The following is a 23,379-nucleotide window of genomic DNA, read 5'->3' as shown; positions in this document are numbered from 1 at the left end:
CTGTCGGCGCAGAGCCTGTTGGGGTGGGCGTGGTTGCGTTTTCAACAACCGCTTCCAACAAGAGCTACCAACGAGGGGAAACCGACATCATGGCAAATCAGACCGAAGGACGCAGCGCGGGCGGCCAGCATTCCGGCGGCAACTTCAAGAATGATCCGGAGCGCGCGGCGGAGGCCGGCAAGAAGGGCGGCGAGGCATCGGGCGGCAATTTCAAGAACGATCCCGAGCGGGCCGCCGAGGCCGGTCACAAGGGTGGCCAGGCCAGCCATGGCGGCCAAGCCAAGAAGGAGTGAGGACCAAGGACCGGCCGCCCTTCCGCGGCCGGTCCCGCCCATCCCGGAAAAGCGCGCCCTTGCGGCGCGCTTTTTCTTTTTGTCATGCGGTCTTGCGCCGGTTCGGCCGGAAGGTCCATTCTTCGTCCGCGTCCCCCACATCCCCACCGCCAACCCTTCACCTTGTCCTCATCACCTTGTCCCCTTGAGCATGCCGTCATGACCCTTCCGCGATGACCCTGCCCTCAGCCCTGCTTCTGGCTGCGGTCGTGGCAACCCTGTGGATCGCGGCGCGCAGCTGGACCTTGCCGGCCTTCCCCGGCCGCACCGATTTCGTGCTGATGCAGCTGTCGGCCGCCTGGTGGTCGACGGCCGTCGCCGCCGAAAGCATGGTTTCCGCCCCGGCCGACAAGCTGTTCTGGGCCGAAATGGCCTGGATGGGCATCGTCTGCACGCCGAGCCTGTGGGCGTTCTTCCTCTGGTCCTACACCAGGGGCGAGCTGCCGGCGCGCTGGCGGATGGTGCTGGTGACGGTCGGACTGGCGACCTGGGCGCTGGCGCTGACCAACGATGCTCATCACCTGATCTACACCGCGATCCGCCCGGTCGACGCGACGCCGGGCGCGGCGCTGATCTACAGCCATGGGCTGCTGTTCTACGCCATCACCGTCTATATCTACGCCTTCATGGTGATGAGCATCGTCGTCACCGCCAGCGGCATCCACCGGGCGACGCCGGCCTACCGCACCCATTACCTGGGGTTCCTGGTGGTGATGGCGGTGCCGTGGATCGCCAATGCCGGCTATGTCACCGGCAACCTGACCCTGTTCGACCTGGACCCGACCGCCTTCAGCTTCCTGGCGGTGGACGGGGTGTTCTATTGGCTGATCGCCCGGCGGCGCCTGTTCGACCTGCTGCCGGTCGCCCGCGATGCGCTGCTGGACGCGGTGCCGGATCCGGTGCTGGTGCTGGATGGGGACGGCACGGTGGTGGAGGCCAATCCGGCGGCCCTGGCGCTGGCCGGCGACCATGCGGCGATCGGACGGCGGCTGGCCGACCTGCCGGGACTGTCGGTCCTGTCCACCGCCGCCAATCCGGTGAAGGCGCCGGCGAAAGGGCCGGGGATGGGGCCGGCGCCGCTGACGCTGGACTGCGGCGGCGACCTGCGCAGTTTCGAGGTGACGTGGGTGCCGCTGGCTGCGGGCCGCGGCGGGCGTGAGGTCGGCTGCCTGCTGATGCTGCGCGATGTCACCCACCGCCGCCGGGCGGAAGCGCGGCTGGAGGACACCGTCCGCCGGCTCGACGCGGCGCGGCAGGAGGCGGAACGGCGGCTGGCGGCCGAGCAGGAGGCCAAGCGGGCGCTGAACGGCTTCCTGTCGATGGCCGCGCACGAATTCAAGACGCCGCTCGCCATCATCGACGGGGCGGCGCAGCTGCTGCAGCTGGATGCCGAGGTCAAGGCCCCCGGCATGCTGCCCCGGCTGGAGAAGATCCGCCGTGCCGTGCGGCGGCAGGTGAACATCCTGGAAACCTGCCTGGCCGACGACCGGCTGAGCGATCCGGGCTTTGCCTTGCGCCACGATATGCTGGCGCTGCCGGCCCTGCTGCGCAATGCCGCCGCCGCCCAGTGCGACGCCGCCCCCGGCCGGAAGGTCGAGCTGGATCTCGACGGCTGCCCTCAGCGGATGACCGGCGACGGGCCGATGCTGGAGCTGTGCGTCCACAATCTGCTGAACAACGCGTTGAAATATTCGCCCCCCGGCAGCCCGGTGCGGCTTCGCGCATGGAGCGAGGATGGGAGCCGGGATGGGAGCCGGGACGGGGGCGAGGCCGGCCGGTGGCTGGCACTGTCGGTGACCGACCGCGGCATCGGCATCCCGGACGGCGAGCGGGAGCGGGTGTTCGACCGCTTCTTCCGTGCCTCCAACACCGGAACGGCGGCCGGCAGCGGGGTCGGTTTGAACATGGTCCGCCGCATCGCCGTATTGCATGGCGGGACGGTGACGCTGGACAGCCGGTTGGGCGAGGGCAGCGTTTTCACGCTCCGGATTCCGCTCGGCGAGCCGGCACCTGCCGAAGCGGCGCCCTGCGATGGCGGGATGGCCGGCATGCCGGCGGGGTAATCCGTCGGGGAGATCGTTTCTTGCATTGATTGCCCGGTGAGGGGAATAATCCCGCTCCCTCCCTCTGGACCCTGGCAATATGAGCGATCACGACCCCACCGTCGTCCGGCCGGTGCCGAAACCCCGCGTCCCCCTTGGGATCGAAGAAACGCTGGTCGCCCTCACCATGGCCGTGGTGGCGCTGATCACCTTCGCCAACGTCCTGGTGCGCTACCTGACCGACGTCTCCTTCGCCTTCACCGAGGAATATTCCATCGCCCTGATGGTGATCCTGACCTTCCTCGGCGCTTCGGCCGCGGTGGTGAAGGACCGCCACATCCGCATCACCTTCGTGACCGACAGGCTGTCCCCGGTCAACCGCCGCCGGGCGGAACAGTTCGCCATGGCCTGCGTCGCGCTGATGTACGGGCTGCTGGTGGTCTATGGCGCCTGGACGACCTGGGACGACTACCGGTTCGAGGTGACCTCGCCGGCGCTCGGGCTGCCGCAATGGATCTACACGATCTGGCTGCCGGTGCTGTCGCTGGCGGTGCTGGGCCGCACCGTCGGCCGGATGATCCGCATCCACCGCGGCACCGAACCGCTGCAGACCGGCCATATCCCGGAGGGCGAGCCGTGATCACCGCCCTGCTCTTCGGATCCTTCCTGGTCATGATGGTGCTGGGCGTGCCGATCGCCGCCGCCCTGGGGCTGGCCGGCACCGCGTCGATCGCCTTCGCCCAGCTCGGCGTCATCTCGGTCCCGACCAGCGTCTATACCGGCATCGCCAAATATCCGCTGCTGACCATCCCGATGTTCGTGCTGGCCGGCACCATCTTCGACCGCTCGGGCGTGGCGCAGAAGCTGGTGCGCTTCGCCACCGCCATCGTCGGCCAGGGCAAGGGCGCGCTGGCGGTCATCGCCGTGGTGGTGGCGATGATGATGGGCGGCATTTCGGGATCCGGCCCAGCCATCGCCGCAGCGGTCTGCGGTGTCATGGCGCCCAGCATGATCCGCGCCGGCTATCCGCGCCCCTACATCGCCAGCGTCGTCGCCGCGGCGGCGGCGACCGACATCCTGATCCCGCCGTCGGTGGCGCTGATCATCTACAGCGTGCTGGTGCCGGCCGCCCCCACCACCTCGATGTTCGCCGCCGGCATCATCCCCGGCACGCTGGCCGGGCTGGCGCTGATCGTCCCGGTCTATTGGCTGGCCCGGAAGCACAATCTGGGTGTCAAGCTGTCGCACGAGCCGCGCCCGCCCTTCTGGCGCAGCCTGTGGGACGCCTCGCTCGGCCTGTTCGCCAAGGTCATCATCCTGGGCGGCCTCAGGCTGGGCATCTTCACGCCGACCGAGGCGGCGGTGATCGCGGTCGCCTACGGCCTGCTGCTGGGCATGGTGGTCTACCGCACCATCAAGGTCAGCGACCTGCGGTCCATGCTGGTCGAGGCGGCGGAGATCTCCGCCATCATCCTGACGGTGATCGCGCTGGCCAGCGTGTTCGGCTGGGCGCTCAGCACCCTGTCGGTGATCGACCCCATCGCCGACGCAATCATCCATTCCGGGCTGGGCGAACATGGCGTGCTGGCGCTGCTGGTGGTGCTGCTGACCATCGTCGGCACCTTCCTGGACGGCATCTCGATCTTCATCATCCTGCTGCCGCTGCTGATCCCCATCGCCCAGGCCTACAACTGGGATCTGACCTGGTTCGGCGTCATCCTGACCCTGATGATCGCGGTGGGCCAGTTCACCCCGCCGATGGCGGTCAACCTGATGGTCGCCTGCCGCATGACCGGCTGTTCGATGGAAAGCACGATCCGCTGGGTGATCTGGCCGCTGGTCACCATGCTGCTGGTGGTGGTCGCGGTGATCGTCTGGCCTGATCTGGCGCTGTGGATGCCGCGGCAGATGGGCTTCTAGAGTTTCGTGCGTTTAATATGAAACGCCCGAAACTCTAGCCTTATGCTTGGCGATCGGATTCACGCTTCAAATCGATGCCGATTTTACGCGATCCGATCTAAAGGGCACGGGCGACGTCGCGGCTGGTCAGGTGCAGGCTGGCCGCGGCGTCGTACCCTCGCCGGGCGATCTTGCCGGCCGCCGCAGCCTCGAACGCGGCGCGATGCGCGGCTGCATAGGTAAGGCAGTCCGCCGCTGTCGGTTCCCGCACCCCCAGCAGGGCGCGGAATGCCAGCCGGTGGACGGCGCACCAGCCGCCATGCCCCGCCGGGCGGAAGACCAGCGCGTCGATCTCCGCCCGCCAGCCGAAGTCTGCCGCCGTCATGCGCGCAACCCCAGCCGTTTCGCCAACCGGAACAGGTTGCTGCGGTCGAGGCCGAGGGAGCGCGCCGCCTGCGCCCAGTTTCCGCCGTGGCGGGCCAGCCGGTCGCGGATCATCCGCCGCTGAAGCTCCTCCACCGCATCATTCAGTGGCAGGTCGGGCAGCGGCTCCGCCAGACGGTCCGCCGCCGCGTGGTTCGTCACCGGTGCCGGTGCCCGCACGCCCTCCCCCACATCGTCGAGGATCAGGTCGGCCGGGGTCAGGGTCAGAACGCCCCCCTCGGTCGGGCGGGCGGCGCGGGCGCGGATGGCGCCGCGGCCGATGGCGTGCTCCAGCTCGCGCACGTTGCCGGGCCAGGGATAGGCCAGCATGCGCCGCTCCGCCGCCGGGGAGAGCCGGAGGTTGCGCAGCCCCAGCCGCGCCCGGTTGCGCTCCAGAAACAGTCCGGCCAGCCGCAGGATCCCGGTGCCGCGGTCGCGCAGGGGCGGCACCCGCAGCGGGTAGACGCTGAGCCGGTGATAGACGTCGGCACGGAAGCGCCCCTCCCGCACCTCCGCCGCCAGGTCGCGGTTGGTGGCGGCGACCACCCGGACATCGACGGTGATGTGACGGTCCGAGCCGACGCGCTGGATCTCGCCGTTCTGCAAGGCACGCAGCATCTTGGCCTGGACCGTCAACGGCAGTTCGCCGACCTCGTCGAGGAACAGCGTGCCGCCGTCGGCCAGCTCGAACTTGCCGCGCCGGTCGGCCACCGCGCCGGAGAAGGCGCCGCGGACATGGCCGAACAGTTCGCTTTCGACCAGCGCGTCCGGCAGTGCCGCGCAATTGACATGCACCAGCGGCCCGGCCGCCCGGCCGGAGCGGGCGTGCAGCCGGCGGGCCACCAGTTCCTTGCCGACGCCGGTCTCGCCCAGCACCAGCACCACGAGGTCGCTGGTCGCCACCGTGTCGATCTCCGCCAGCAGCGCCGTCATCGCCGGTCCCGACCCGGCCGCGTCGAGGTCCGGGTCGGCCCGCATCCCGTCGAACACCGGCAGCCCCCCGCCCTCGACGGCCGCCATGGCGGCGCGGCGCCCGGCCGCCGCGGCGAGGTCGCCGGCCAGCCGGGCCCAGGCGGCGATCGCCTCTTCCCAGCCGTCGAAGCGCTCCTCGTTCAGTGCGTCCAGCGTCAGCATGCCCCAGGGGCGCCCGTCGACCGCCAGCGGCGCCCCGACGCAGTCATGGACATGCAGCCGCTCCCCCAGGTCGGGGATCAGCCCGTCATAGGGGTCGGGCAGTTCGCAGCCGGCGGGAAAGCGCAGCAGCGGCCCGTCGGCATCGGCGATCGCCTGCAGGCGGGGATGCCCGTCCAGCTCGAAACGCCGGCCGAGCGTGTCCGGACTGAGTCCCCGCGTCGCGAGCGGCACCAGCACCCGTCCCCCTGCCCCGTCCCGGCGCAGCAGCGCGCAGGCATCGCAAGGCAGGTGCCGCGCCATCAGGTCGAGCAGCAGCAGCCACAGCCGCGCCGGATCGTCCAGCGTCCGCAGCAGCGCCCCCGCATCGTCGAGCAGGATCGGTGTTGTCGAAATGACCGTATCGTTGTCCATTCGACATCATACCATCTGCGGTCAATCTGACAACAGTCGACTCCAGCGACGCGGAAACCCGCGCTGCGGCGCTTTGGCACAGGGCTTGCCATGGCATTGCGACATCGTGACGCGCAAAAGGATCGCCCTTTCCATGCTGACCCCCGCCCAGACCGCCGTCATCAAGGCCACCGCCCCGGTGGTCGCCGCCAATGCCAGCCGGATCACCGGCACCTTCTATCCGCTGATGTTCGAGCGCTTCCCCGACGTGCGCGCCGTCTTCAACCAGAGCCACCAGCGCAACAGCGCCCAGCCCGAGGCGCTGGCCAACGCCATCATCGCCTACGCCTCCAACATCGACCGGCTGGAGGTGCTGGGTCCGGCGGTGGAGGGCATCGTGCAGAAGCACGTCTCGCTCAACATCACCCCCGACCAGTATGACATCGTCGGCACCTGCCTGATGGAGGCGATCGGCACGGTGCTGGGCGCTGCGGTGACGGCGGAGGTCGCCGACGCCTGGGGCGCAGCCTACCGGCAGCTCGCCGACCTGCTGATCGCGGCGGAAGAAAAGGAATATGCCCGCAAGGCGGCGCTGACCGGCGGCTGGCGCGGCGCCCGGCGCTTCCGGATCGCCGCGAAGACGTCGGAGAGCGCCGTCATCACCTCCTTCCGGCTGGAGCCGGTGGATGGCGGGCGGGTGATGGACTTCCAACCCGGCCAGTATCTCGGCCTGCGCCTGGGCATCGATGGCGAGACGGTCCATCGCAACTACAGCCTGTCGGCCTCGCCGAACGGCCGCGACTACCGCATCTCGGTGAAGCGGGAGCCGCAGGGGTTGGTTTCCGGCTTTCTGCATGACCGCGCCCAGGTCGGCGACCAGATCGACGTCTACCCGCCGGCCGGCGAGTTCGTGCTGCGCGACGGCAGCGGCCCGCTGCTGCTGATCACCGGCGGCGTCGGCCAGACCCCTGCCCTGCCGCTGGCCGAACAGGCGCTGGCCGCCGGCCGCCGGGTCATCTACGTCCATGCCGCGCTCAACGGCTCCGTCCACGCCTTCCGCGATCAGGTCGACCGGCTGGCCGAGACGCATCGGACGCTCATGCCCGTCTATTGCTATGCCGAACCGCAGCCGGACGACCGCCCGCACATGGTCGGGTTGCTCGACCGCGACCGGCTGGCCGGCCTGTTGCCGGACGAGCCGGGGGTGGCAGCCTATGTCGTCGGGCCGAAGCCCTTCATGGCGGCGGTCGTCAAGGCGTTGACCGCACTCGGTCTGCCGGACTCGGCCATCGTGCACGAGTTCTTCGGACCCCGGGAAGCACTTGCCTGACCGGATACCGAATCCTTCTCCTCATCCTGCCGGCCGGCCTTTTCCCCGAAGGCCGGCCTTTTTTTCCCGCCGGCGGCTTCGGATCGGATGGCAACCTCAGGTTATCGAAGCTTGCTATTTGCCGCCAAAAATCTTTTCCATCGGGAAATTCCGCCACCTTCAAGGGAGCGCCACGACAGAGAATGCGCCCATTCGCTGAGGCGGCCTTGCGTGAAGGATTTCCATCCCTCGAAGCCGCGCAAGCATTCTGTCGTTAGACAGGAGCCATGCGGATTCTCCTTATTTCTTTCTTAGCCATTTTTGCGGTTATCATATCGATGGGGTGGTCCAATTGCTTACAATTGTTCTCAAATCCTGGCATCCGCCGGCTTTGCGGAACTGACCGGCCGCCCCGTCGGGAAAGATGTGACCGCAACGACGGATATGATCGCTTGCGCGGCGAGAGCCGGAACGGCTGGCCGCATTGCTTGCAAGTGCGTGTTGCGCCGGAGGGCGCAAGGGGGGAAGACGGGATGTCGAAGGATGACGGGATCATGATGGCCCAGGGGACGCCGGCTGGGACGCTGGCTGGAGCCTCGAAGACGGGCGGTGCCTGGTATTCCGGCCTGCGCGGCAAGCTGATGATCGCCATCGGCGTGGTGCTGTCCGGCACGCTGGTCGCCGCCGCCGTGGCGCTGAGCGGCTATGCCAACGTCCGCACCACCATCGACGCCATCGTCGGCCAGGCCGTGCCGGCGATGACGGAAGGCATGGGCGTGGCGCAGCAGGCCGAACGGCTGGTGGCGCTGGCCCCGGCGCTGACCTCGGCCGACAGCGCCGCCAAGCGGGAGGCGGTGTCTGGCGGCATCGCCTCGGCGAAGGAGGAGTTCAACGCGCGGCTGGCCCGTCTGCGGGCCACCGGCTCGGCCGGCGGACAGCTCGCCGCCATCGAGGAGGCCTCGCAGGGGCTGCTCGGCAACCTCGTCCAGCTCGACCAGGCGGCGGCGGAGCGGGTCGCGCTCTCGGCGGAGCGCCAGGGGATGCTGCCCAAGGTGATGGCCGCCGAATCGGAGATCCAGAAATTCTCCGCGCCGTGGCTTTCCGTCCTCAACAACGAGGAGGAACAGGCGCGCACCACCCTGGAGGATGCGGAGTCCGCTCCCGCCGCGGTCCGTGAGGCCGCCGCCACCCTGTCCCGCATCAACGGCCAGAAGAAGCCGCTGTCCATCGTCGTCAGCGAGGCGGCCAACATCCGCAACATGATGATGGAGGCAGCCACCACCCGGGACGAGCAGCGGCTGGCCATCATCGAGACCCGTGTCAGCGTCTCGCTCGCCGGCCTCGTCGCTGCCGCCCAGACCCTGCCGGAGCGGCTGGCCGCCGTCGCCGGCAAGCAGGCCGACCTGCTGACCGGCTTCGCCACTGGCGACCGCTCCCTGGTCACCATCCGCCAGAAGGAACTGGCGATCGAGGGCTATTTCACCCAGCTGCTGGAGAGCAACCAGGCCCTGGCCAACACCCTGTCGATCGGGATCGCCTCGCTGGTCGACGGCCAGAAACGCGGCATCGCCGAGGCGAGCGGCGCCACCGCCCGTATGCTGGAGAACAGCCGCCTGACCCAGATCGCCGTCTCCCTGGTCAGTGTGCTGGTGTCGATCCTGGTGGTCTGGCTCTATATCGGCCGCATCGTGATCCGCCGGATGCTGGACCTGAAGGCCGGCATGGGCCGCATCGCCGCCGGCGACCTCGACGCCGACATCACCCTGGACGGCCGTGACGAGATCGCGGAGATGGGCGCCGCCCTGCGTGTGTTCCGCGACACCGCGCGCGAGGTGGAGATCGCCCGCACCGAGGCGGAGAACGAACGCCGCCGGGCCGCCGGGGAACGCCGCCAGACCATGCTGTCGCTGGCCGACCAGTTCGAGAGCGGCGTCAAGACGGTGGTCGAGACGGTGTCCGCCGCCGCCACACAGATGCACCACACCGCCGCCGGCATGGTGGCGACCGCCGACGACACCTCCCGTCAGGCCGGCAGCGCCGCCCAGGCGGCGGAGATCGCGTCGGTGAATGTCGACGGTGCCGCGTCGGCCGCACACGAGCTGTCGCAGTCGATCGGCGAGATCGCCCGGCAGGTGACCGAATCGGCGACCATCGCCGCCAAGGCCGCCGGCGAGGCCGAGCGCACCGACAGCACGATGCGCGAGCTGAACGAGGCCGCCAGCCGCATCGGCGCGGTGCTCGACCTGATCTCCGACATCGCCGGGCAGACCAACCTCTTGGCGCTGAACGCCACCATCGAGGCGGCGCGGGCGGGCGAGGCCGGCAAGGGCTTCGCCGTCGTCGCCAGCGAGGTCAAGCAGCTGGCCAGCCAGACGGCCAAGGCCACCGACCAGATCGCCGGCCAGATCGGCGCCATGCAGTCCGCCACCAACGAGGCGGTCGGCGCCATCCGCGGCATCGGCCAGACCATCGGCCGGCTGAACGACATCGCCGCCAGCATCGCCGCCGCGGTCGAGCAGCAGGGTGCCGCCACGTCGGAGATCGCCCGCAACGTCCAGCAGGCGGCGGGCGGCACCGCCCAGGCCTCGCAGGACATCGGACAGGTCCGCACCGCCGCCGGCCAGACCGGCCAGTCGGCGCAGGAGGTGCTGTCGGTCGCCCAGGAGGTTTCCAACCAGACCGGCCAGCTTCAGCAGCAGATCGACCGCTTCCTGATCCAGGTGCGGTCGGCCTGACGGGGGCCGGTCACAGGCAAAAGGGCGCCTCCACGACGGTGGAGGCGCCCTTTTCCTTTTTGATGGCCGGAGTTCAGCCCTGGACCACGCTCTGGCGCTGGCTGCCCAGGCCCTCGATGCCCAGCTCCACCACGTCGCCGGCCTTCAGGAAGACCTGCGGCTTCTTGCCCATGCCGACGCCGGGCGGCGTGCCGGTGGACACGATGTCGCCCGGATGCAGTGTCATGAAGCGCGACAGGTAGGACACCAGATAGCGCACGCCATAGACCATGGTGGCGCTGCTGCCGTCCTGCTGGCGGTGGCCGTTGACGTCCAGCCACATCTTGAGGGCCTGCGGATCCTCGATCTCGTCGCGGGTCACCAGCCAGGGGCCGGTCGGGCCGAAGCTGTCGCAGCTCTTGCCCTTGGTCCATTGGCCCTGGCGCTCGATCTGGAAGGAGCGTTCGGACACGTCGTTGACGATGCAATAGCCGGCGACATGGTCCATCGCATCGTCTTCGGAGACGTATTTGGCGGTCTTGCCGATGACGAAGGCCAGCTCGACCTCCCAGTCGGTTTTTTCCGAGCCGCGCGGCAGTTCGATCGGATCGTTCGGCCCGACGATGGCGCTGGTCGCCTTCATGAAGATGATCGGCTCCGGCGGCACCGCCATCCCGGTTTCCGCCGCATGGTCGGAGAAGTTCAGGCCGATGCAGACCATCTTGCCGATCCGGCCGACGCAAGCGCCGAGGCGCGGCTCGCCCGGAACCAGCGGCAGGCTTTCCGGATCGATGGCTCGCAGACCATCCAGCCCGTCCGGCAGCAACGTCGCCCCGGCGATGTCGTCGACATGGGCGGACAGGTCGCGGATGCGGCCCTGGGCGTCGAGCAGGCCCGGCTTTTCCAGGCCCGGCGGGCCAAAGCGCAGCAGTTTCATGAAAACCAATCCCCGATGAGCGGTACGTGTCCGCCGATCCTGCCCGGCTGGCCCGGAAAGTAAAGGGGTCAACGAACGAATTGTAGCGTTGCTCCAAAGTTTGGTCGACAAGGCTGGGATGATGTAGTAAAACTACATTCAGGCTCCGGTCCTGCCCGCCATCCTCATCGATGGCACCCGATCCGGTCCCCCCACTGGCACATGCTGGCCCTTCCATGCTGGACACCATCGCCTCCTCCCTTGACCGGCTGCGCCGGGCGGAAGCCGCCGTGGCGCGCTCCGTTCTGGCCGACCCCGAGTCGGCGGTGCGCGACAGCCTGGCGCAGCTGGCGGGCAAGGCCGGGGTGAGCGAGCCGTCGGTCCTGCGCTTCTGCCGTTCCGCCGGCTATGGCGGCTTCCAGGAATTCAAGATCGCGCTGGCCGGGCATCTGGCGGCATCGGCCGCGCGCGAGGAGGCCGGCGAGCGGCCGACACCGCTGGTGCGCGACCTGTCGCCCGGCGACAGTGTCGCCGGCGCCGCGGAAAAGGTGCTGAACCGTGCAATCGACGCGCTGGTCCGCCTGCGCGGCCGGCTCGACACCGTGGCGCTGGAACGCGCCGCCCGCGTGATGGCGCAGGCGCGGCGGGTGCAGATCGTCGGCGTCGGCGCGTCGGGCACCGTGGCGCTGGACGCCCATCACAAGCTGTTCCGCCTGCTGCCGCAGGTCACCGCCTCCACCGACGCCCATCTCCAGGCGATGGCGGCGGCGACGCTCGGTCCCGGCGACGCGCTGCTTGCGATCTCCAAGACCGGGACCAGCGACGAGATCTTCGACGTCGCCGCCATCGCCCGCGACGGCGGGGCGACGGTGATCGCCATCACCGCGTCGGCGACCCCCTTGGCCGAACGCGCCGACATCCGCCTGACCGTCGATGTCGACGAGGACACCGCGGTCCACACCCCGATGGCCTCGCGCCTCGCCCAGCTCGCGCTGATCGACGCCCTGACCGTCGCGGTCGGGCTGCAGGCGCCGCCCGGCCTCGACCGTCGGCTGGCCCGCATCAAGGCGGTGCTGGCCGGTCATCATCGCGTGCCGGACCGGACCGGCACGCCGTCCCCCTCTCCATCCCCCACGAAGAGTCCCGAGGAATCCTGATGTCCACCACCCAATCCCCGGCCCAATCCCCCGCCGCCTTGACCCCGGCCGAAGTCATCGACCAGCTCGTCGCCTACGGCGTCGTCCCGGTCATCCGCAACAGCTCGGCCGAGCTGGCCCGCACCGCGGTCGGCTGGCTGCGCGAGGCCGGCTACGGCACCTTCGAAATCACCATGACCACCCCGGGCGCCGTCGGCCTGATCGAGGAACTGTCGGCGGAGGGCGACGCCCTGATCGGCGCCGGCACCGTTCTGACCCCGGCCGCCGTCGCCGAGGTGGTGAAGGCCGGCGCCCGCTACGTCGTGTCGCCCTGCGTCCTGCCCAAGGTGGCCGCCGCCTGCCGCGACCATGGCGTCGCCTGCCTGATGGGCGCCCTGACCCCGACCGAGGTGCATGCCGCCATTTCCGCCGGTGCCGATGCCGTCAAGATCTTCCCGGCCTCCACCGTCGGCCCGGCGCACATCAAGGCGCTGAAGTCGGTGTTCCCCGGCGTCCGCATCGTCCCCACCGGCGGCATCGACGCCACCACCGTCGCGTCCTACGTCGCGGCCGGCGTGGCCTGCGTCGGGGCCGGCGGCAAGCTGGTCGACGAGGGGCTGGTCAAGAAGGGCGACCGCGAGGCCATCCTGGCCGCCGGTCGCCAGCTTCTCGAAGCCTACCGCGCGGCAAAGGCGGCCTGAGAGGCGGCGGCCTGAAGGCGGGGGTGCCCTACACCCCCACCAGACTTCCCTGCATCGCATCCATCGCGGCGACGCCGCGGTCGAACACGGCCGCGGCGGTGGCGGCCAGGTCCTGCGCCTCGATTCGCCGGCCTTCCCGCATGCCGTCCTCGACCGCGCGCATCAGCCCGACGAAGCTTGTCAGGCCGAAATGGCTGGCGGCGCCGGCCAGCCGGTGGGCGATGTCCTCGATCTCGTCGTCGGGGATGTCGGCGGCGCCCAGCCGCGGCAGTCCCTCGCCGGCCGACTCCATCAGCAATCCGCGGATGGTGGCGAAGCGGGCCGGACCGAGGGAGCGGATGTATCGTTCCAGGATCGCAGCGTTCACATCGTCCTCGACAACCGGGGGCCGGACGGGGATGCCGCCGTCCTCCTCATCCGACCCGTGATCGGCATCATCGCCATCGCCTTCACCGGCCCGCCGCGCCGCGACGGCGTTGGAGAGCAGATGCATCAGCCGCTCCGGGAAGATCGGCTTCTCGATCACCGCATCGATGCCGGCGGCGAGATAGCGGGCCCGGTCAGCGGCGAAGACGTTGGCGGTCACCGCGACGATTGGCACCGCGGCGCGGTCGTCGTCGGGCAGCGCCCGGATACGCCGCGCCACCTCCGGCCCGTCGATGTCGGGCAGGCGGATGTCCAGCAGCACGGCGTCGAACCGCCGCCGGGCCGCCAGTTCCAGCGCCTTCTCCCCGGTTTCCGCCACCGTGATGCGGTGGCCGGCGTCGGACAGCAGGCCGAGCGCCACCTCGCGGTTGATCGCGTCGTCCTCCACCAGCAGCAGCGCCAGCGACCGCACGAGGCTGATCGGCAGCAGTCGGCCGGGCCGGGCCGGCAGGGCCGGTTCCTCCACCCGCAGCAGGGGGATGGTGACGGTGAAGACGCTGCCCAGCCCGACCGCGCTGTCGACGCGGATGCTGCCCTGCATGGCGTCCAGCAGGTGGCGGACGATGGCCAGCCCCAGCCCGCTGCCGCCGAAGCGGCGGGCGATGGTGGGATCGGCCTGCTCCAGCTTCTCGAAGATGGCGGCCCGGCGTTCGGGCGGCACGCCGATGCCGGTGTCGCGCACCGCCAGGCGCATCATCTCACCGGTTCCGGAACGTTCCGATGCCGGATCGATATCGACGCGCAGGTCGACCCCGCCGCGTTCTGTGAACTTCACCGCGTTGCCGACGAGGTTGACCAGGATCTGACGCAGCCGCTGGCGGTCGATCACCACAAGGTCGGGCACGTCGGGCGAGATGTCGAGATCGAGGTCGATGCCCTTCTCGTTCGCCAATCCTTCCACTGTCGCAACGACCTCTTCCAGCACCGGCAGCAGGGCGCAGGGCGCGGGGTCGAGGTCGAGCTTGCCGTCCTCGATCTTGCGCAGGTCCAGGATGTCGTTGACCTGATCGAGCAGCCCATGGCCGCAGCGCATGATCGACAGGGCGTAGCGCCGCTCACCGGCATGGAGCTGTCCGGTCAGCAACAGCCGGCACAGGCCGAGGATGCCGTTCAGCGGCGTGCGCATCTCGTGGCTGACGGTGGCGAGGAACTCGGTCTTGGCGGCGTCGGCCCGCTCGGCCCGGTCCTTGGCCTGCCGCAGCTCCTCGCGCGCCCGGCGCGAGGCGGTGACGTCGTTGGCGACGCAGATGATGCGGCACCGGCCGTCGCCCGACCATTCGAAGGGATGGCGCTGCAGGGCGAACACCGCGGTTTCGCCGTTGCGGCCCAGCACCAGCTCCTCCACCCCGAGCGAGCGCATGGCGCCGGGATCGCCGCCGGCCAGCGCCCGCCCGGTTTCCGGCCCCAGCACCTCGGCCAGGGTGCGGCCCTCGATGTCGGCGCGGCGGGTGCCGAACCGGTCTTCCGCCGCCCGGTTCCACAGCACGACCCGGCCGCTGTCGCCCTCCAGCACGTAGAGCACGCTCGGCACATTGTCGATCACCGCGTCCAGGAACGCCTGGGTCCGCCGCAGCAGCTCCTCCGCCTCGCGGCGGCGGGTGATGTCGACGATGGAACTCAGCAGCACCTCCTCGCCCTGGAACTCGAAGGCGATGCCGGACAGCAGGCCCCACAGGCGGCGGCCGGATTCGGTCACCAGTTCGGTCTCGACGTCGAGCGCGAGGCCGCTGCCGAACACGTCGCGGACGAACTCCTCGCGCACCGCCGGGGCGTACCAGACGCTGGCGGCCGGACGGCCCAGCAGGTCGGCGGCGTCGGCCACCTCGAACAGGTCGGCGGCGCGGCGGTTGACGAAGCGGATCTGTCCGTCGGCCCGGCCGGAGATCACCAGCGGCACCGGCGCCGCCTCCAGCACCGTGCGCAGCCACTGCTCCTTGCGGCTCAGCGCCTCGCTCTTGTCCTCGGTCTCCTGGATGTAGAAGCGCAGCGCACGGGCCAGCTCGCCGATCTCGTCGGCGCCGGTCACCGGCACCTCGGCCTTGCCGCCGCCGGTGCGGTCGCGGATCGCCTCGCTGACCGCCCACAGTCGTGCCAGCACCTTGCGTCGGACATACAGCACCGACAGCACCATCCCCAGCACCACCACCCCGACCGAGGCGAAGAACAGGCGGCTGTAGGTGGTGGACACCTCGATCACCTGCTGGCGGCTTTCCTCCGCCGCCTTGGTCTGCTCGACGAAGATGCCGGTGTTCAGGCCGGTGTTGACCAGCGACACCTGATTGGCGCGGTCGACCAGCCCGTTCAGCGCTTCGGACGCCTGCAATTCGGCCTGGCGCTGGCGGAAGACCGACCGCTCGCCCTCCACCACCGCGCGCATGCCGCCGGCCAGCCGGGCCAGCCGCCCAGCCACCCCGTCCGCCACATTGGCCGAAGCATCGGCCGGCAGCGTGCCTGCCAGCGCCGCCAGCTGCGCCGCCGCGCTGTCGGCCAGCCGGGCCAGGGCGAAGCTGTTTTCCGTCTGGTGGACCGAGGCGATCAGGAACAGCAGCCGCTCCGCCATCGCCAGCCAGCGCTGTACAGCCACATCCTCCACCCCGCGCAGGCCGGGTTCGGCCAGGGCGTCGGCCATCCGCCGCACGTCGCGGCCGCGCTCCGCCAGGGCGCGGCGGGCGGCGATGCGGGCGGTCACGCCGCGGTCGATGGCGTCGCGCAGCCGCAGGATCTCGTCGCGCTGCTGTTTCAGGTTGGCGATGCGCTGCGCCTGCCGGCCGGCGGACGGCTCCATCTCCGCCAGCAGCCTGTCATAGCCGTTGAGCTGGTCGGACAGCCCCTGACTGATCGTTTCGCGGCCGAAATTGTCGTCTGACATGGCCAATTGTTCCAGGGTCCGCATGATCCGCTGGTGCTGGCGCTCCAGCTTGGCGGAGGCGACGACCGCGGGGAACTGTTCCGACGTGACCTTGGTGATGCCGGCATGCAGCCCGTCGAAGGCGATGTAGGCGCCGAGCCCGATCAGGAAGGCGACCAACCCGTTGAAGGCGAGCGCGCCGAACAGCCGCGCGCCGACGCCGATCCGTACCACGCCCGTTTTGCCGTCTGCCGCCATTCCCGTTCCCGCATGTTCAGGACCCGGCACCCCGATCGTTTGCGCGGCACCGCGGCGAGCGTATCATAGCGGCGCCGTCGGATAAGGGGAGAAGGATGGGGAGAAAGCCCGTGATCGCCGCGCCGGGCCTGCTGCCGGGTCTGTTTCTGGGCCTGCTGCTGGCTCTTGCCGGGACCGCCGCGGCCCAGCAGGGCGCATCCCCGCCCCCGGTCGGCGAGCGCCCGGTGCTGGCCGAGATCGAGCGGCGCGGGGTCGTGCGCTGCGGGGTGTCCTTCAATCCCGGATTCGCCGCCAACGACGACAACGGACGGCCGGTCGGATTCATGGTCGATCTGTGCCGCGCGCTGGCCGCCGCGGTGCTGGGCAAGGCCGACGCCATCGAGATCCGCCGCCTGTCGAAACCGCAGGAGTTCGCCGCCGTCGCCGCCGGAGATGTCGACGTTTCCTTTGCCCAGACCTCGTGGACGCTGACGCGCGACGCCACCTATGCCGTCGATTTCGGCCCGCCTGTCTTCCACGACGTGCAGGGGATCGCCGCATGGCGGCTGCCCGACGGCCGGTCGGCGCTGGAGAGCGGCGAGCTGACGATCTGCGTGCCGGTCGGCACCACGACCCAGGCCGAACTGGAGGCGCTGCTGGCCCGCGGCGACCGGCCATGGAAACTGCGCCTCTATCCCGGCTGGCCCGACGCGCTGGAAGCCTTCCTCAGCCGCGACTGCGCGGCGCTCAGCGCCGACCGGGCGCCGCTGACCACCGCGCTGCATGTGCTGGAGCAGCCGCGCGGGTCGATGGAGATCGCCGACGCGCCCCTGGCCTCCGCAAGCTCTTCGCCCGAGCTCTCGTCCCTGCCCTCGCGCGAGCCGATCACGCCGCTGACGCCGAATGCCGACCGGATGTGGATGGCGGCGGTGCGCTGGACGATGTACGCGCTGTTCCTGGCCGACGATGCCGGCGTCACCGGGGCCAACGCCAATTTCCAGCGCATCACCGGCAGCAGCGAGATGCGCCGGCTGCTGTCCGGTCTGCCGCAGGTGGCGGTCAAGGCCGGGCTGCGGCCCGACTGGGCCTATCAGGCGATCGTGCAGGTCGGAAACTACGGTGAGATCTTCGAGCGCAACCTGGGAGCCCATTCCCCCTTCAAGCTGGAGCGCGGGCCGAACCGGCCCTGGACCCAGGGCGGGTTGCTCTACGCCCCGGTGTTCCAGTAGGGAAGCCGGGTGGTGGGTTGGCACCTACCAGAATGATCAAGGTAGCGCAGCATCGCAGCCCCTGATACCCCCGACCATGGTCGGGGGTGACGCCGATGGTTTGTACACCACACTATCAGCCTGAAAACCAAGATCGGCGCTCAGTCATCAGTCCCTGCGGCTGCAATGCGCCGCTCACTAAAAACCAACCATACGACCGGACTATTCACTTGGGAGGGTGAAGACAATGGCCTATGCGGCTTCGACGGCTGATGCCGTCCGACCGATGACGGGCGAGGAGAAGAAGGTCATCTTCGCGTCCTCGCTCGGAACCGTTTTCGAGTGGTACGACTTCTACCTGTACGGCTCGCTCAGCGCCGTCATCGCCGCACAGTTCTTCTCGGGCGTGAACCCGACGGCGGCCTTCATCTTCGCGCTGATGGCGTTTGCCGCCGGCTTCGCCGTCCGGCCCTTCGGCGCCCTGGTCTTCGGTCGCCTCGGCGACATGATCGGCCGCAAATACACCTTCCTGGTCACCATCCTGATCATGGGCCTGTCGACCTTCATCGTCGGCATCCTGCCCAACTACGCCTCGATCGGCATCGCCGCCCCGATCATCCTGATCGTCCTCCGCCTGCTCCAGGGCCTGGCGCTGGGTGGCGAGTATGGCGGCGCCGCCACCTATGTTGCCGAGCATGCGCCGCACGGCCGCCGCGGCAACTACACCTCCTGGATCCAGACCACGGCGACGCTCGGCCTGTTCCTGTCGCTGCTGATCATCCTGGGCTGCCGCGTCTCGATGTCGGCGGAGGATTTCAACGCCTGGGGCTGGCGCATTCCCTTCCTGATCTCCATCGTGCTGCTCGGCATCTCGGTGTGGATCCGCCTGATGCTGAACGAATCGCCCGCCTTCAAGAAGATGAAGGAGGAGGGCAAGCACTCCAAGGCGCCGCTGACCGAGTCCTTCGGCCAGTGGAAGAACCTGAAGATCGTCCTGCTCGCCCTGTTCGGCCTCGTCGCCGGCCAGGCGGTGGTCTGGTACACCGGCCAGTTCTACGCCCTGTTCTTCCTGACCCAGACGCTGAAGGTCGACGCCCAGGCGGCGAACCTGATGATCGCGGCGGCCCTGCTGATCGGCACGCCCTTCTTCGTGCTCTTCGGCACGCTGGCCGACCGCATCGGCCGCAAGCCGATCATCATGGCCGGTCTGCTGCTGGCCTGCCTGACCTATTTTCCGCTGTTCAAGGGCATCACCCACTACGCCAACCCGGCGCTCGAGGAGGCCATCGCCACCTCTCCGGTGGTCGTGATCGCCGATCCCAACGAGTGCTCGTTCCAGTTCAACCCGGTCGGCACCAGCCAGTTCACCAGCTCCTGCGACATCGCCAAGGGCGCGCTGGTGAAGCGCGGCATCCCCTACACCAACGAAGCGGCCCCCGCCGGCACCGTCGCCTCGATCAAGGTCGGCAGCACGGTGATCGCCGGCTATTCGGCCGCGCCGCAGGTGACCGCCACCGTGTCGCTCGGCCATGCCCCGGCCACCGCGCCTGCCACCCCGACCGACGCCAAGAGCGCCGGCGCGGCCTTCGACAAGGGGCTGGGCGACGCGCTGAAGGCGGCCAACTATCCGGCCAAGGCCGACCCGGCCCGCATCGACACGGTGATGGTCATCGCCCTGCTGACGGTGCTGGTGCTCTATGTGACCATGGTCTACGGCCCGATCGCCGCCATGCTGGTCGAGATGTTCCCGACCCGCATCCGCTACACCTCGATGTCGCTGCCTTACCACATCGGCAACGGCTGGTTCGGCGGTTTCCTGCCGACCACCTCCTTCGCCATCGTGGCGGCGACCGGCGACATCTATTCCGGCCTCTGGTACCCGATCATCATCGCCGCCGCGACCCTGGTGATCGGCATGCTGTTCGTCCGCGAGACCAAGGATGTGGACATCTACGAACATGATTGAGACCGGCTGAAATCCTGAGGTCGCAGTCCTGAATGAGCGGACGGGCGGAGGGGTTTCCCTCCGCCCGTCCGCGCAATCTTGTGATAACCTCCACCGCCATAGGGAGAAGAAGTCCAAGAACGGGATGCGAAAAGCCCCATGGAAAGCTGGTTCATCCTGGCCGTGTCGCTGGCCTATCTGCTGTCGCTGTTCGCCATCGCCTGGTACGGCGACCGCACCGGCACCCATGGCGGCGAGCGGCGCACCCCCTGGCTCTATGCGCTCAGCTTCGGGGTCTACTGCACCTCCTGGACCTTCTACGGCGCGGTCGGGCGGGCGGCGACCGGGGGATTCTATTTCCTGCCGATCTATATCGGCCCGATCCTGATGATCGGGCTGGGCTGGCCGGTGCTGGCCCGCATCGTCCGCGTCGCCAAGTCCGAGAACGTCGTCTCGATCTCCGACTTCCTGTCGGCCCGCTACGGCAAGAGCCGCAGCCTGGCGGCGCTGGTCACCATCGCCGCGGTGATCGGGCTGCTGCCCTACATCGCGCTGCAATTGAAGGCGATCAGCGTCAGCTTCGAGATCCTGGCCGGCGCCGCGCTGGGGAGTGACGTCAACCAGATGCCGGGCGGCACCGCGCTGATGGCGGCGCTGCTGATGGCGGCCTTCGCCATCCTGTTCGGCGTGCGCAGCGTGTCGGCCAACGAGCACCATCGCGGCCTGATGATGGCCATCGCCGCGGAATCGGTGGTGAAGCTGGCCGCGGCGCTGGGGGTGGGTGGGGCCATCGCCTTCTCCATGTTCGGCAACCCGGCGGCCTTCGTCGAGGCGGCCATCAGCCATCCGGAATTCCTGGAGATGATCCGGCTCGACAGCATCGGCGCCGACTGGTGGGTCGCCTGCCTGTTGTCGGCGCTGGCGATCCTGTGCCTGCCGCGCCAGTTCCACGTCGCGGTGGTCGAGAATACCCATGGCGGCGACGTGCGCTCGTCGGCCAAGCTGTTCCCGGCCTATCTGGTCGCCATCAACCTGTTCGTGCTGCCGGTGGCGCTGGCCGGGCTGATGCTGTTCCCGGACGGCACCACCAACGCCGACACCTTCATGGTCTCGATCCCCCTCAGCCAGGGCTGGCCGTGGCTGGCGCTGGCCGCCTTCATCGGCGGGCTGTCGGCCGCCACCAGCATGATCCTGGTGGAGATGGTGGCGCTCAGCACCATGATCTGCAACGACATCGCCGTCCCGCTGCTGATGGCGCTGCGCCCAGACAACCGCCGCCTGCGCGACGATCCGGCCGGCATCCTGCTGCTGGTGCGCCGCTCGGCGGTGATCGTGCTGGTGCTGCTGTCCTATGGCTGCTACCGGCTGATCGGCCCGGCCTTTCCGCTGGCGACCATCGGCATGATGAGCTTCACCGCGGTGGCGCAGTTCGCCCCGGCCCTGCTCGGCGGGCTGGTGTGGAGCCGGGCCAGCCGCAGCGGCGCCTTCGCCGGCATCTGCGCCGGCTTCCTCGGCTGGGCCTACACCATGCTGCTGCCGTCCTTCGCCGATGCCGGCTGGCTGGCGTCGAGCGCGCTGCGCGAGGGCCCCTTCGGCCTGACCGGCCTCAGTCCGGTGGCGCTGGCCGGCATCGCCGGCATCGACCCGCTGACCAATGCCGCGCTGTGGAGCCTGGGGCCGAACCTGCTGCTGTTCGTGCTGGTGTCGCTGCTGACCCGTCCGTCGACGCTTGAGCGCCAGCAGGCCGCGCGCTTCATGAGCCTGCGCCGTGCGACCGATGGCGAGGCGCACGGGCCGCGCGGCGCCACGCTGGCCGACCTGCATGATCTGGCGGTGCGCTATGTCGGACAGGCGCGGGCCGATGCCGCCTTCTGCCGCTTTACCGGGGTGGAGGACGGCGACCTGCCCACCGCCCTGCTGACGCGCACCGACGGCGAGGCGATCCAGCTGACCGAGCGGCTGCTGGCCGGCGCCGTCGGCTCGGCATCGGCCCGCGTGGTGGTGGCCGGGCTGCTGTCCGACCGCCGGCTGTCGCGCACCGACGCACGCTCGATCATCGACGAGGCGTCGCGCGCCATCCTGAAGCAGCATGAACTGCTGCGCGCCACCGTGGAGAACGTCCCCCAGGGCATCGCCGTGTTCGACGAGGAGTGGCGCGTCGCCACCTGGAACAACCAGTTCCTGGTCCTGCTCGACCTGCCCGACGGCTTCGTCCAGGTCGGCACCTCGCTGGAGGAGATCGTCGGGCTGATCGACCGCCGCGGCGAGTATGGCCGCAACGGCGAGGTCGAGACGCTGCTCGCCCGCCGCTCCGACCCGCGCCGCCGCAACCGGCCCGACGTCTACGAGCGGGTGCGGCCCGACGGCACGGTGCTGGAGATCGCCACCAACCCGATGCCTGGCCCAAAACCGGGGGGGCCAAAGCCGGGGGGCGGCGGCTTCGTCGCGGTCTACACCGACGTCACCGAACGCCACCGCGCCGCCGCCGCCCTGCGCGAAGCCAACGAGACGCTGGAACGCCGCATCGCCGAGCGCACCCACGACCTGTCGGAAGCCAAGGCGGAGGCCGAGCGCGCCAACCGCGGCAAGACCCGCTTCCTCGCCGCAGCCAGCCACGACCTGCTGCAGCCGCTGCACGCCGCCCGCCTGTTCCTGTCGGCCCTGTCGGAGCGCAACGGCGACAGCGCCATCAGCCAGATCGATGCCTCGCTGCGGTCGGTGGAGCAGATCCTGGGCGACCTGCTGGACGTCTCCAAGATCGACAGCGGCGTGGTGAAGCCGAACCCGGTGCCGATGCGTATCGACGAGCTGCTGAAGCCGCTGGGCGAGGAGTTCACCGTGCTGGCGAGCCGCCACGGGCTGGCCCTGCGCGTGGTGGAATGTTCGGCCATCGTGCGCAGCGACCCGACGCTGTTGCGCCGCATCCTGCAGAATTATCTCGCCAATGCGGTGCGCTACACCCGCACCGGCCGCATCCTGCTCGGTTGCCGGCGGCGCGGCGGCGTCCTGTCGATCGAGGTGTGGGACACCGGCCCCGGCATCCCCGAGCACAAGGTGCCGGAGATCTTCATGGAGTTCCGCCAGCTCGACAACGACGCCGACGACCGTGGCAAGGGGCTCGGGCTCGGCCTCGCCATCGTCGAGCGGCTGGCCGGTATCCTCGACCATACGGTGCAGGTCCGCTCCAGGGTCGGGCTCGGCAGCGCCTTCTCGGTGCTGGTGCCGCTGACCGACGAGCCGGTCGCCGCCCGCGCCGTGGTGGCGCGCCCGCGCGGCCGCGACCTGCGCGGGGTGCTGGTGCTCTGCCTGGAGAACGAACCCGCCATCGCCCGCGCGACCGAGGATCTGCTGTCGAGCTGGTCCTGTGGCGTCGTCACCGCCGCCGTCCCCGATCTGGCGCTGGCCAAGCTGGAGGGGCGCAGGCCGGACGTGATCCTGACCGACTACCATCTCGACCGCAGCCTGACCGGGGTGGAGGCGTTGCGGGGGCTGCGCGAGACGCTGGGCGGCGACATCCCCGCCGCCGTGGTCACCGCCGACCGCGACGCCTCGGTGCGCGAGGACATCGAGGCGGCGGGTTGCCGGCTGCTCTACAAGCCGGTGCGGCCGGGGGCGCTCAGGGCGCTGCTTGGGCAGTTACTGGCGGAGGGGCAGCGGCTGGTGGGGTGAGACGGAAATTGCTCTGAAACTTAGGGAACAAAGATCTCGCAAAATCCATT

At 69.6% G+C, this 23,379-nt stretch carries 15 protein-coding genes; 11 read left to right on the top strand and 4 right to left on the bottom strand.

What is annotated here, in order from left to right; all coding sequences use genetic code 11:
• Positions 1 to 89 precede the first annotated feature (89 nt).
• The 4 genes from AL072_RS28900 (at position 90) to AL072_RS28885 (ending at position 4,294) form a co-directional block, all read left to right on the top strand.
• Entirely contained in the window at positions 90 to 293 is a 204-nt protein-coding gene (locus tag AL072_RS28900; RefSeq protein WP_045584958.1) for a con-10 family general stress protein, read from the top strand.
• Between the two features lie 212 nt (positions 294 to 505).
• Positions 506 to 2,395, top strand: a complete 1,890-nt coding sequence (locus AL072_RS28895; protein ID WP_052710330.1) for a sensor histidine kinase — start codon at positions 506 to 508, stop codon at positions 2,393 to 2,395.
• 79 nt (positions 2,396 to 2,474) lie between these two features.
• Positions 2,475 to 3,014 (top strand): TRAP transporter small permease, encoded by a 540-nt coding sequence (locus AL072_RS28890; RefSeq protein ID WP_045584957.1) that lies wholly within the window; start codon positions 2,475 to 2,477, stop codon positions 3,012 to 3,014.
• The gene (locus AL072_RS28885) at positions 3,011 to 4,294 is read left to right on the top strand and encodes a TRAP transporter large permease (protein ID WP_045584956.1); all 1,284 of its coding nucleotides are present in this window, start codon (positions 3,011 to 3,013) and stop codon (positions 4,292 to 4,294) included. The genes AL072_RS28890 and AL072_RS28885 overlap by 4 nt, the downstream gene beginning before the upstream one ends.
• Before the next feature lie 97 nt (positions 4,295 to 4,391).
• Here AL072_RS28885 and AL072_RS28880 read toward each other — a convergent pair whose 3' ends face one another.
• On the bottom strand, positions 4,392 to 4,658 hold the full coding sequence (locus tag AL072_RS28880) for a DUF1488 family protein (protein WP_045584955.1): 267 nt from the start codon (positions 4,656 to 4,658) through the stop codon (positions 4,392 to 4,394).
• Positions 4,655 to 6,241, bottom strand: a complete 1,587-nt coding sequence (gene norR, locus AL072_RS28875; protein WP_082109262.1) for a nitric oxide reductase transcriptional regulator NorR — start codon at positions 6,239 to 6,241, stop codon at positions 4,655 to 4,657. Before norR ends, AL072_RS28880 begins: the two co-directional genes overlap by 4 nt.
• 133 nt (positions 6,242 to 6,374) lie before the next feature.
• On the opposite strand from norR, the gene hmpA reads away from it, so the two are divergent.
• Positions 6,375 to 7,550: an NO-inducible flavohemoprotein gene (gene hmpA / locus AL072_RS28870; RefSeq protein WP_045584954.1), complete on the top strand. Its 1,176-nt coding sequence runs from the start codon at positions 6,375 to 6,377 to the stop codon at positions 7,548 to 7,550.
• A gap of 512 nt (positions 7,551 to 8,062) precedes the next feature.
• A complete protein-coding gene (locus AL072_RS28865) occupies positions 8,063 to 10,264 on the top strand; it encodes a methyl-accepting chemotaxis protein (RefSeq protein ID WP_245637074.1) in 2,202 nt (733 codons plus the stop codon).
• Positions 10,265 to 10,337: 73 nt separating this feature from the next.
• On the opposite strand, the gene AL072_RS28860 is transcribed toward AL072_RS28865, so the two are convergent.
• Positions 10,338 to 11,180, bottom strand: a complete 843-nt coding sequence (locus AL072_RS28860) for a fumarylacetoacetate hydrolase family protein (RefSeq protein WP_045584953.1) — start codon at positions 11,178 to 11,180, stop codon at positions 10,338 to 10,340.
• A gap of 215 nt (positions 11,181 to 11,395) precedes the next feature.
• Here AL072_RS28860 and AL072_RS28855 point away from each other — a divergent pair, with 215 nt between their 5' ends.
• Entirely contained in the window at positions 11,396 to 12,316 is a 921-nt protein-coding gene (locus AL072_RS28855) for a MurR/RpiR family transcriptional regulator (protein ID WP_045584952.1), read from the top strand.
• Positions 12,316 to 12,996 (top strand): bifunctional 4-hydroxy-2-oxoglutarate aldolase/2-dehydro-3-deoxy-phosphogluconate aldolase, encoded by a 681-nt coding sequence (locus tag AL072_RS28850; protein ID WP_045584951.1) that lies wholly within the window; start codon positions 12,316 to 12,318, stop codon positions 12,994 to 12,996. The genes AL072_RS28855 and AL072_RS28850 overlap by 1 nt, the downstream gene beginning before the upstream one ends.
• A gap of 28 nt (positions 12,997 to 13,024) precedes the next feature.
• Here the strand turns inward: AL072_RS28850 and AL072_RS28845 are convergent, their stop codons facing one another.
• A complete protein-coding gene (locus AL072_RS28845; RefSeq protein ID WP_045584950.1) occupies positions 13,025 to 16,528 on the bottom strand; it encodes a PAS domain-containing hybrid sensor histidine kinase/response regulator in 3,504 nt (1,167 codons plus the stop codon).
• A 110-nt stretch (positions 16,529 to 16,638) separates the two neighbouring features.
• Between AL072_RS28845 and AL072_RS28840 the strand changes: the two genes are divergently transcribed.
• The 3 genes from AL072_RS28840 (at position 16,639) to AL072_RS28830 (ending at position 23,329) form a co-directional block, all read left to right on the top strand.
• Positions 16,639 to 17,736, top strand: coding sequence for a transporter substrate-binding domain-containing protein (locus tag AL072_RS28840; protein ID WP_245637073.1), 1,098 nt, complete (start codon positions 16,639 to 16,641; stop codon positions 17,734 to 17,736).
• A gap of 226 nt (positions 17,737 to 17,962) precedes the next feature.
• A complete protein-coding gene (locus tag AL072_RS28835; protein WP_045584948.1) occupies positions 17,963 to 19,681 on the top strand; it encodes an MFS transporter in 1,719 nt (572 codons plus the stop codon).
• Positions 19,682 to 19,819: 138 nt separating this feature from the next.
• Positions 19,820 to 23,329: a hybrid sensor histidine kinase/response regulator gene (locus tag AL072_RS28830; protein WP_045584947.1), complete on the top strand. Its 3,510-nt coding sequence runs from the start codon at positions 19,820 to 19,822 to the stop codon at positions 23,327 to 23,329.
• Positions 23,330 to 23,379 lie beyond the last annotated feature (50 nt).

It is taken from the genome of Azospirillum thiophilum (assembly GCF_001305595.1).
GTDB lineage: Bacteria > Pseudomonadota > Alphaproteobacteria > Azospirillales > Azospirillaceae > Azospirillum > Azospirillum thiophilum.
Note: the sequence above shows the minus strand (reverse complement) of the source record. Positions and strands in the feature narration are given on the sequence as shown.